The sequence below is a fragment of the Pseudomonas sp. FEN genome (assembly GCF_904067045.1).
Taxonomy (GTDB): Bacteria; Pseudomonadota; Gammaproteobacteria; order Pseudomonadales; family Pseudomonadaceae; genus Aquipseudomonas.
The window spans coordinates 1-9,883 of sequence record NZ_CAJFDC010000026.1 but is presented as its reverse complement, the minus strand read 5'-3'; the positions used below and the strand labels follow the sequence as shown (position 1 = coordinate 9,883).

The following is a 9,883-nucleotide window of genomic DNA, read 5'->3' as shown; positions in this document are numbered from 1 at the left end:
TCATCCATGATCAGGATGTCGGAGTCGTAGGACACGGCCTTGGCGATCTCGACCATCTGCCGTTCGGCGATGCTCAGGTTGCCGACGTGCTCCTCCGGTCGAGGTTGATGCGCACCGCTCCAGCAGTTTCGCCGTGCAGCGGTGCATTTCCCCATGATCGATCATGCGCAGGCCATTGAGCTGCTCGCGCCGATCCAGATATTCTCGGCGACGCTCATGTGCGCATCAGGTTGAGTTCCCATTGCGATCCCGGACTGCAAGGCGGCCACGGTGTCTCGAAGATCAAGGCGCAGCTCGCCGGCTCCGGCTGGTAGATGCCGGCGATGATTTTCATCAGCGTGGATTTGCCGGCACCGTTCTCCATAGCTTCGGACAGCGCGGGAAAGCCCTTGCTGACGTTGCAGCAGTACGGCTCATCGACAGATTTGGTCACACTGAGGAACCGAGATTACGGACGACACATATCCTGATCGTGCGGATGGGTCACTTTATAGATCAATGACCAATCATCGAGAATAATGCACATGCGAGGACCTCGAAGATGCGATGCAACCTCCGATAAATTGAAAGGCAAGGGCGACATCGTGATCCTCCTCGGCGACCTGGCCAATAACTCCACTACCAACCGCACCAAGGGCGTCAAGGAAGTCCTGGTCAAGTACCCGGGCATCAAGATCGAGCAGGAGCAGACGGGCACCTGGCTGCGTGACAAGGGCATGACCCTGGTCAACGACTGGCTGACCCAAGGTCGAAAATTCGATGCCGTCGTCGCCAACAACGACGAGATGGCCATCGGTGCCTCGATGGCGCTGGAGCAGGCCGGAGTGAAAAAGGGTAGTGTGCTGATTGCCGGTGTCGACGGCACTCCGGATGGCCTGCGCGCGGTAAAAAAGGGCGATATGACCGTCTCGGTGTTCCAGGACGCCAAGGGTCAGGCAGTCGGTTCCCTCGATGCGGCGGTGAAGATGGCCAAGCATGAGCCAGTCGAGCAGGCGGTATGGGTACCGTATCGCCTGATCACCCCGGAAAACGTCGACCAGTTCAAATAGTCAGTCCGTTCAATAACAACAATAAACAAGCCAGGTGGCACTGTCCGCCTTGCTGATGGAGTATCTGATCATGTTCGCTTCAGCGACTGCTTCGAGCAACCCGCTGGTGGGTATCCAGCCAACCGCCATACCTGTCGATGAGCCGTACCTGCTGGAGATTGTCAACGTCAGCAAGGGCTTTCCGGGGTAGTGGCGCTGTCCGATGTACAGCTGCGGGTGCGCCCGGGGTCGGTGCTGGCCTTGATGGGCGAGAACGGTGCCGGCAAATCCACGCTGATGAAAATCATCGCCGGCATCTACCAGCCGGACGCCGGCGAGCTGCGCCTGCGCGGCAAGCCGGTGATCTTCGAGACACCGTTGGCCGCCTTGCAGTCCGGGATCGCAATGATCCACCAGGAACTCAACCTGATGCCGCACATGAGCGTCGCCGAGAATATCTGGATCGGCCGCGAGCAGCTCAATGGCCTGCGCATGATCGATCATGGGGAAATGCACCGCTGCACGGCGAAACTGCTGGAGCGGCTGCGCATCAACCTCGACCCGGAGGAGCACGTCGGCAACCTGAGCATCGCCGAACGGCAGATGGTCGAGATCGCCAAGGCCGTGTCCTACGACTCCGACATCCTGATCATGGATGAACCGACCTCGGCCATCACCGACAAGGAAGTCGCCCACCTGTTCTCGATCATTGCCGACCTCAAGGCTCAGGGCAAGGGCATCATCTACATCACCCACAAAATGAACGAGGTGTTCGCCATCGCCGATGAAGTGGCGGTGTTCCGTGACGGTGCCTATATCGGCCTGCAACGGGCCGACAGCATGGATGGCGACAGCCTGATCTCGATGATGGTTGGACGTGAGCTGAGCCAATTGTTTCCGGTGCGCGAAAAGCCGATCGGCAAGCTGTTGATGTCGGTACGCGACTTGCGCCTGGAGGGTATTTTCCAGGGGGTGTCGTTCGACCTGCATGCCGGCGAGATCCTCGGCATTGCCGGGCTGATGGGCTCGGGACGGACCAATGTCGCCGAAGCGCTGTTCGGCATCACCCCGAGCGATGGCGGTGAGATTCACCTCGATGGCCTGCCGGTACGGATCAGCGACCCGCACCTGGCCATCGAGAAGGGCTTTGCCCTGCTCACGAGGACGCAAGCTCAGCGGCCTGTTTCCGTGCCTCTCGGTCATGGAAAATGGAGATGGCGGTGCTGCCGCATTACGTCGGTGGCAACGGTTTCATCCAGCAGAAGGCCTTGCGCGCCTTGTGCGAAGACATGTGCAAGAAGTTGCGGTGAAAACCCCGTCGCTGGAGCAATGCATCGACACCTTGTCCGGTGGCAACCAGCAAAAGGCCTTGCTCGCCCGTTGGCTGATGACCAACCCACGGATCCTGATTCTCGACGAGCCGACCCGCGGTATCGACGTCGGCGCCAAGGCCGAGATCTACCGGTTGATCGCTTACCTCGCCAGCGAAGGCATGGCGGTGATCATGATTTCCTCGGAACTGCCGGAAGTGCTCGGCATGAGTGATCGGGTGATGGTGATGCACGAGGGTGACTTGATGGGCACCCTTGACCGTAGCGAGGCGACCCAGGAGCGGGTCATGCAACTGGCCTCCGGGATGACCGCGGTTCACTAGTGGTTCAACGAACTGAGGTCGGCGGCGCCAGTGCGCCCCGGCAACGCGAGAGAAGGGTGAGTGGTTATGAACGCAATACTGGAAAACAAACCTGCAACGGTACCGGTCAAGAGTCGCCGGCGCCTTCCCACCGAATTGAGTATCTTCCTGGTACTGATCGGCATTGGCCTGGTTTTTGAGGTGTTCGGCTGGATCGTGCGCGACCAGAGCTTCCTGATGAATTCCCAGCGCCTGGTGCTGATGATCCTGCAGGTCTCGATCATTGGTCTGCTGGCGATTGGCGTGACCCAGGTGATCATCACCACTGGCATCGACCTGTCGTCGGGCTCGGTGCTGGCGCTCTCGGCGATGATCGCCGCGAGCCTGGCGCAAACCTCGGATTTCGCTCGGGCGGTGTTTCCGTCGCTGACCGATCTGCCGGTGTGGATCCCGGTGCTCGTCGGGCTCGGGTGGGACTGCTGGCGGGGGCGATCAATGGCAGCATCATTGCCCTGACCGGGATTCCACCCTTCATTGCCACCCTGGGCATGATGGTCTCGGCCCGCGGCCTGGCGCGTTACTACACCGAAGGCCAGCCGGTGAGCATGCTCTCGGATTCCTATACGGCGATCGGTCACGGCGCGATGCCGGTGATCATTTTCCTGGTGGTGGCGGTGATCTTCCACATCGCCCTGCGTTACACCAAGTACGGCAAGTACACCTATGCGATTGGCGGCAACATGCAGGCGGCGCGCACTTCGGGGATCAACGTCAAGCGCCACCTGGTGATCGTCTATAGCATCGCCGGGCTGCTGTCGGGGTTGGCTGGAGTAGTGGCCTCGGCACGTGCCGCCACCGGGCAGGCGGGCATGGGCATGTCTTACGAACTGGATGCGATTGCCGCGGCGGTGATCGGTGGGACCAGCCTGGCCGGTGGGGTGGGGCGCGTCAGCGGCACGGTGATCGGCGCGCTGATCCTCGGGGTCATGGCCAGCGGGTTCACCTTTGTCGGCGTCGATGCCTATATCCAGGACATCATCAAAGGGTTGATCATTGTGATCGCGGTGGTCATCGACCAATACCGCAACAAGCGCAAACTCAAGCGCTGAGTTTACCGTAAACGACAAGGGCCTGTTCAGGCCCTTGTTGTGTATGAGTATCGCTTTCTCTATTCGCGAGTTTCAGATTGCTGCTGAGGTGATGGACGCTGAATCCGGCTGTGTTGCCGCAGCGGACAGATATCGCGTAACGGTCTGATAAACCTCATCCACCGAAATATTATCCATCCCGTCTTTCTGAATAATGGTGTGATGCGCGCGCGCGGGATAAGGTCCGGTATGCGCTGGATCGGTCTTGCCACAGAGCAATACCATGGGCAGGTCCATCGCACAGGCGACGTGCATGGGGCCGGTATCGCCGGTCAGGAGCAAGTCGCAACGCTTGAACAGCGCCGCGAGTTGGCCGACATTGGTTTTGCCGATGAGATTCACAATGTGTGGGTGAGCGGTTAACGCGTCGCCTGCAAAGGCTTCGCTGGGTGAGCCTGTGAGCACGATATAGACCGAGGGGTGCTGCTGCACCAAGCGCTGTACCAAATGATCGAAACGCTTGAAAGACCAGCTGCGCGTATCTTTTGTCATCAAGGAAGGAAATAGCTTGGACAGGAGGCCCCGACCTTTTTTCGAAATCTGATGACAGCCCATGTGCAAGGCAATAATAAAAGGCTCGGGGGCGGAGGGAATTTTTTTCAACAACCCATCCGCCTGTGACAAATCCTCCGCGGTCACATTGAGCTCATAGGCGCCCAGTGGGTCTTGAACCGCTTGTGGCAGGTGTTGGAGAACAAAACGGTAAAAGTCTTCCGAGTAATGAAACGCACCAGCATAACGCGGCAGCATCAAAACCTTTGGAACATCTTTCAAGTACGTGGCGGTATTTTTAATGTTCTGCAATGGCAAGATCACGTCATATCCCACGGCCAATTGCTCAATAGGCTGATCTTCTGCGCGATAGAGTGTATTGATGCACGAGTTTCGCGAAAGCAGTTCATGAGCAAGTTCGGACAAGGTGACGGCATCTATCTGAGCATGCGGTTTGGCCAGACGTAGTGCACGAATACCTGGCGTTGCAAACAAAGTATCGCCCAGGCGGTGCGGAGCAACCAATAGGATTTTTTCTGCTGCCTGTAGCGGACTGTTTGTCATGCGCGATGGATCCGATTTGAGGTCGAGGGCGATTTTTCGCGGGCTGACAGACTATCGTAAAAGGGGGGGGCTTTCCAATCGGATGGTTTTTCCACGTTTTTCACATACGTCTGAAGCAGCGCTGAAGAATGCCGAATCCAGGCCGATAGCCTTTGGCCGGGCTCGCCGATGATCTTGCCGTGGCCTGTCGTCTTCCGTCCCCGTTCTCTGCGAGATCCCGCCCATGCTGTTGAGAAATATCCGGATTGCCCCCCGAGCGTTCATCGGTTTTGCCGCTATCGCCTTGCTCAGTGTGTTTCTGGGCTTGTTCGCCTTGAAGCAGACCCGCGACGTCCAGGCCCAGGCCGCCGATATCCAGAACAACTGGTTGCAGCGGGTGCGGGTGCTGGCGGCGGCGAACGCCTCGCTGGACCGTTATCGCCTGGGCTCCATGGCCCACATCCTGTCCGCCAGCGACGCGGATATGAAAGTCTATGAGGACAAATCGGCCGGGCGCTTGCAGAACGTTCATGAGCAGATGGCGATTTACGCGGGGTTGCTGACCTCCAGCGAAGAAAAAGGGCGGTTGGACGCATTCAACCGCAGCCTGGAGGCCTATGCCAAGAATCACCTTGAGCTGCTCAGGCTGTCGCGGCAAGGGGACAAGGCCGGCGCCAATGCCTACCTCACGACTATCCGCGACGCCTAAGAACAGATGACCAAGAATCTGGATGACCTGATCGAGCGCGCGAATAGCGGCGCCGAGCGGGCGGGCAAACAGTCGGTAAGCACTTATGAAAACGCGGTAACGGGTATCGGCCTGGTGATTCTGCTGGTGGGTATCGGCACCGTGCTGGTGGCCTGGCTGCTCACCCGCAGCATCACCGTACCGATCATCGAAGCGGTGCTGGTCGCGGAAACCATCGCCAAGGGCGATCTGACACAACCGATCGATCCGGTCGGCAACGACGAAGCCAGCCGTTTGCTCACGGCGCTGGCCGCCATGCAGGGCAGCTTGCTCACCACCCTCAAGCAAATCGCCGGCTCATCGACGCAATTGGCGTCGGCAGCCGAAGAGCTGAACGCGGTGACCGCCGAGAGCAGCCGCGACCTGCAACAGCAGCATGGTGAAATCGAGCAGGCCGCCACCGCCGTGACCGAAATGACCAGCGCCATTGAAGAGGTGGCCAGGAATGCCTCGTCGACCTCGGAACTTTCCCAGGGGTCGCGGACGATTGCGCTGACGGGGCAGCAGCGCATGATCGAGGCGGTCACCGCCATCGTGGCCTTGACCCGTGGGGTCGAGGTCAGCTCCGAACAGATCGGCGGGCTGGCGGAGCAGGCACAGGGCATCGGCAAGGTTCTCGATGTGATTCGCACCATCGCCGAGCAGACCAACCTGCTGGCGCTCAATGCCGCCATTGAAGCCGCACGCGCCGGTGAGGCTGGTCGTGGCTTCGCGGTGGTCGCCGATGAAGTGCGGGCCTTGGCCCACCGGACCGCGCAGTCGACCCGGGAAATCGAAGAGATGATCGGCAGCATCCAGGCCGGTACCGCCAACGCGGTGAGCTCCATGCACAACAGCAGTTCCATGACCCGGCAGACCCTGGAACTCGCCGAATCGGCGAAGACGGCGTTGGCGGAGATCGTCGAGGCGAATGACGAGATCAACAACCGCAACCTGGTCATCACCACGGCCGCCGACGAGCAGGCGCATGTCGCGCGCGCGGTGGATCGCAACCTGCTGAATATCCGCGAGCTGTCGATCCAGTCTTCCGAAGGCTCGCACCAGACCACCGCCGCGTCGCAGTCCCTGGCCAGCCTGGCCGCCGAGCTCAACACGATGGTCAGGCACTTCCAGATCTAGACGTTTCAGCCGGGTCGCCGCCCACGGCCGTAACAGCCCCGCCCACCTCGCGGTGGGCTGTGTTGACAGGTGCGCCGAAGGTTCGTCAGTCAATGGACAAGCATCCGTGTTTCACTCAGTCGCTGGCGACAGGCGCGCGCGTCTGCGCGCCGGCACCGCTGAAGAACAGCACCTTTAGCGCAATGACCAGCACGGCCAGCCCGGCAAACAGGCCACCGCTGTACAGGGTGCCCTGCAAGCCGAGGCGAGCGAGGAACCAGCCGCCGGTCGTGGTGCCGATGGTTACGCCCAGGTTGATGAAGGAGATGTACAGACCGGTAGCGAACTCTGGCGCTTGCGGGGCTTCGGAGGTGAGCCAGATCTGCGTGACGATCAGCCCACTGGTATGCGTCGCGCCCCAGATCGCCGCGATCAGCAGCATGCCCGGCAAGGACGGGCTGGCGAACAGGTACAGCAGGCCATACGCAGCGGCTAACAGGAGCGGATGTAGCAGGGTGGTGCGAGCCAGGTTCTGGCCGATCAGCTTACCGGCATACAGGTTGCCAGCGACGCCTGCGATACCGAATACCACCAGCAGGATACTGATCGACTGAGCGCTCATGCCCGCCTCCTTGGCCAGGTACTCGGCCGAGTAGCTGTACACCGAAAACATCGCGGCAAAGATCAGGGTCGAGGCAGTGATGTTCAACCACAGCGGGAATTTGCGCAGGATCGCCAGTTGTTCCCGGTAGGACACGCTCACCTTGGCCGGGGCCTCGGGCAACTGGGCAATGATCCCCAGGCCCGCGATGCAGTTGATTGCCGCGCAAAACAGGAACGAAGTCTCATAGGAGTATTGTGCTGCGATCAGGGTGGTCAAGGGTACCCCGAGGACCATGCCCATGCTGGTGCCGACAAATGCCTTGGCGGCGGCCGCGTCGACTCCTGAGGCGGGTACAGCGCGCTGGCCGCGACGAATGCCAGGGAAAAGTACAGGGATGGAACAACGCCGGGATGCTGCGCAGCAGCAACAGCGATTCGAAGTTCGGTGCGTAGGCCGACAGCACGCTGCTGCCGGCGAACAAGAACAGTGCCAGGCTGAGCATTCGCTTGCGGTTGAAGCGCGAGAGCAGCAACACCATGATCGACCGAACACCGCGATGATCAGTGCGAACAATCCCACCAGCAGGCCGGCCTGGGAGGCGCTGATGGCGAAGCGTTCGATGATCGTCGGCAGAAGGCCGACCACGCCGAACTCGAGGGTGTAGGCCGAACAGGCCCAGGGCCAGGAAGTAGATCGGATGGAGGACTTTCATGATCCGGACTCCGGGTCTCGGTGAGGGGATGATCAATTCGAAGCGCCAGATCCGCTCGAACAGCTGCTGGCACGGTATTACTGGCCGTAGACCGCGTTGCAGAGGTCGACGGTGAATTGCCCGAACATGCCTTCGAAGGCTGTATTGGTGAAGGCCACCACTGTCAACTCCTGGGCCGGGTCGACGAACCAGGAGTGCCCGTAGGCACCACCCAGGCGCCAAGTGCCAACCGATTCGGCGGTCTGCGCGGCAAGCGGATCCTTGAGCACCGTGAAGCCCAGGCCGAAGCCGCGTCCGGGCCAGTTGGCCAACTCCAGGTCGTCGGTCTGGTTGCTGGCCATTTCCGCCACCAGGTGCTTGGGGAGTAGCGGGGCGCCGCCTTTACGCAGGGTTTCCAGGAGTTGGAGAAACTCGCCAGCACTGCCGACCATGCCCGAACCACCGGAGTCGTAAGCCCCGCTGTCCAGGGCCCGGGCAGGGTCCAGCCGGATGCCGGCGGTGCCTTCGAACACCGGCACCACTTCCCGTGCCCGCATGCGCCGTGGCTGTGGCTGGTCGTTGAGGTAGGCCGGACTCAGGCGGTTGGCGTCGGTCAGCCGGAAACCGCTGTCGCTCCAGCCCAATGGACGGGCGACCAACTGGTCCACGGCCTCGGCCAGCGAGGTGCCATGTGCGGCGGCGATGACAGCGCCCAGGACATCGGTGGCAATCGAGTAGCCCCAGTGACTGCCCGGTTTGTAGAGCAAGGGCGCCTGGCCCAGACGGCGCAGGTTTTCTTCCAGGGAAAGCTCGGTGCGGTCCATGCCGTCGGAGACGCCGGCCTCGAGATAAGCTCCGCCCTGATCGCTTTCCAGGAAACCATAGGTGAGCCCGGCGGTATGGGTCAGCAGTTGGCGTACGGTAATCAGCGCCGGCGTGCCGTCGGCCAGGGTCGGCTTGAAGTGCGGCAGCCAGTGGCTGATGTCGTCGTCCAGGTTGATGCGGCCCTGGGCGATCAGCGCCAGTGCCGCAACCGAGGTGATCGGGAGACCGAGGACAGGCGGAACAGTGCATCCTGGCGCATCGGCACCTGAGCCTCGCGGTCGGCCAGGCCCGCCGCGCGCTGATAGACCTGTTGACCGCGATGAGCGACCAGGACCACGGCGCCGACCAGGCGTCGCTCATGCAGGGTCTGTTCGAGCACGGCATCGATCCGTGACGCCAGACTGGTCGTCTCGACAGGACGAAGGGATTGCAATGTGCGTAGCGGTTCGTTGACAGACATATCGGGCCCCGAGTGATGGATGAGTCAAGCTGATGATTCGATGGTAGAGCGGGGCATATCAGGAAAACAGAGGTTACAATTCCGCGCTATACGGATCTTTTTGTCCTTAATCAAGGGAGCGAGTGGTGGACAAACTCAATGGCATCACCGTGTTCGTGCAGGTCGCCGAAAGTCGTAGTTTTGTCGCCGCCGGCCGCTTGCTCGGTATTTCCGCCTCGGCCGTGGGCAAAAGTATCGCCCGCATGGAGCACAAGCTCAGTGCGCGGCTGTTCCATCGCAATACCCGCAGCATCAACCTGACCGCCGAAGGCACGCTGTTTCTTGAGCGCTGTCGGCGAGTGCTCAATGAACTGGAAGCGGCCGAGCAGGAGCTCTGCAGTTCCAGCCAAGCGCCACGGGGCACGTTGCGCATCAGTCTGCCGTTGCAGGGCAAGGTGCTGTTCATGCAACTTTCGTCGTTCATGCGCCAATATCCGGAAGTCCGCCTGGAGCTGGACTTCACCGATCGCCTGGTGGATCTGGTCGAGGAGGGGTTTGATGCCGTGATCCGCACTGGGCAATTGCACGATTCGCGGCTGATGGCCAGGAAGTTGGGCAACTGCGAGTTTCATCT

The 9,883-nt window shown here is 60.7% G+C and carries 5 protein-coding genes and 7 pseudogenes; 8 read left to right on the top strand and 4 right to left on the bottom strand.

Going from position 1 to position 9,883, the window contains the following annotated elements:
- Window positions 1-433 (bottom strand): annotated as a pseudogene (locus tag PFEN_RS22035) (ATP-binding cassette domain-containing protein); the annotation flags it as partial.
- Between the two features lie 124 nt (window positions 434-557).
- Here PFEN_RS22035 and PFEN_RS22030 point away from each other — a divergent pair.
- The 5 genes and pseudogenes from PFEN_RS22030 to PFEN_RS22020 all read left to right on the top strand — a co-directional run.
- Window positions 558-1,049, top strand: a pseudogene (locus PFEN_RS22030) (substrate-binding domain-containing protein); the annotation flags it as partial.
- A gap of 243 nt (window positions 1,050-1,292) precedes the next feature.
- Window positions 1,293-2,090 (top strand): annotated as a pseudogene (locus PFEN_RS31575) (sugar ABC transporter ATP-binding protein); the annotation flags it as partial.
- Window positions 2,068-2,394: pseudogene (locus PFEN_RS31570) on the top strand (hypothetical protein); the annotation flags it as partial. The pseudogenes PFEN_RS31575 and PFEN_RS31570, both read left to right, overlap by 23 nt.
- A gap of 138 nt (window positions 2,395-2,532) precedes the next feature.
- Window positions 2,533-2,682 (top strand): hypothetical protein, encoded by a 150-nt coding sequence (locus PFEN_RS31565; protein WP_412071465.1) that lies wholly within the window; start codon window positions 2,533-2,535, stop codon window positions 2,680-2,682.
- A gap of 66 nt (window positions 2,683-2,748) precedes the next feature.
- A pseudogene (locus tag PFEN_RS22020) lies at window positions 2,749-3,770 on the top strand (ABC transporter permease).
- A 72-nt stretch (window positions 3,771-3,842) separates the two neighbouring features.
- Here PFEN_RS22020 and PFEN_RS22015 read toward each other — a convergent pair.
- Entirely contained in the window at window positions 3,843-4,865 is a 1,023-nt protein-coding gene (locus PFEN_RS22015; protein WP_191487042.1) for a glycosyltransferase family 9 protein, read from the bottom strand.
- Window positions 4,866-5,088: 223 nt separating this feature from the next.
- Here PFEN_RS22015 and PFEN_RS31560 point away from each other — a divergent pair, with 223 nt between their 5' ends.
- Entirely contained in the window at window positions 5,089-5,553 is a 465-nt protein-coding gene (locus PFEN_RS31560) for an MCP four helix bundle domain-containing protein (RefSeq protein ID WP_412071426.1), read from the top strand.
- 6 nt (window positions 5,554-5,559) lie between these two features.
- Window positions 5,560-6,711 (top strand): methyl-accepting chemotaxis protein, encoded by a 1,152-nt coding sequence (locus tag PFEN_RS22010; RefSeq protein WP_412071425.1) that lies wholly within the window; start codon window positions 5,560-5,562, stop codon window positions 6,709-6,711.
- Window positions 6,712-6,826: 115 nt separating this feature from the next.
- Here the strand turns inward: PFEN_RS22010 and PFEN_RS22005 are convergent.
- Together PFEN_RS22005 and PFEN_RS22000 are read right to left on the bottom strand one after the other, a co-directional pair.
- Window positions 6,827-8,006: pseudogene (locus tag PFEN_RS22005) on the bottom strand (MFS transporter).
- Between the two features lie 77 nt (window positions 8,007-8,083).
- Window positions 8,084-9,270, bottom strand: a pseudogene (locus PFEN_RS22000) (serine hydrolase domain-containing protein).
- A 125-nt stretch (window positions 9,271-9,395) separates the two neighbouring features.
- Between PFEN_RS22000 and PFEN_RS21995 the strand changes: the two are divergent.
- Window positions 9,396-9,883: LysR family transcriptional regulator (locus PFEN_RS21995; protein ID WP_191488824.1), on the top strand; the 488-nt coding region annotated here is incomplete at its 3' end.